This window comes from Salicola sp. AFF1 (assembly GCF_056783195.1).
In genome coordinates this window covers 1-623 of record NZ_JBXAYL010000117.1, presented here as the reverse complement: position 1 = coordinate 623, position 623 = coordinate 1, and the positions used below count along the sequence as shown (strand labels likewise).

The window sequence follows — 623 nt, the reverse complement described above, 5'->3', positions numbered from 1 at the left end:
CTAGTGTGTTTAAAGTGTCATGTATCTTTGCAACATGATAATTGAATTGACTAATTTCCTTAGTTTGGAGATCTGGAGGGGGCAGATCTGCTTTCCCTCCGTCAACAGACACCAATATAAAGCGGTCGAGAAATGCACCGTCGTAGTAGAGTTCATACCAGTAGCCAGTAGCTCTTCTATTCGGATGCCGATTGGCCCAGTCTTCGGTGAAATTTTCGCATTGGATTCCATCATCTATAAATTTTGCTCTAAAACGGAGGCGCGGGTCTTCCTTGAGAAATCGTTCGCTGGCCCATTGCCTTGATATCCCATGCCAATCTTCTGATGGATCTGTTTTAGGAATGAAATCCAAGATTTCCTCAAAAGTCATATCTCGGACTGGCTTACGATCCGGTAGGAAATATTCTGCTACTGACGGGCTACCAAGAAAAAGGGAACTCAACATTCCGAGAGAAAAAGCGACAGGCTCCATCTCAAAACCGGATATCCAGAAAAAAGCGGCCAACAATGCCAATCCGAAAAAGATACCGCCGAGGACCCTCAGCGGATGCTTGTACTGTTTTATCCACAGCCAAACGGGCTTCAAACGCTTGTCCATTTACCATCCAGACTCATAACGCCGA

General features: G+C 45.4%; 1 protein-coding gene. It reads right to left on the bottom strand.

Translation table 11 applies throughout. The annotated features are described in order from the left end of the window. Positions 1–598: hypothetical protein (locus tag AC1RQI_RS16985; RefSeq protein WP_481905796.1), on the bottom strand; the 598-nt coding region annotated here is incomplete at its 3' end. Positions 599–623 lie beyond the last annotated feature (25 nt).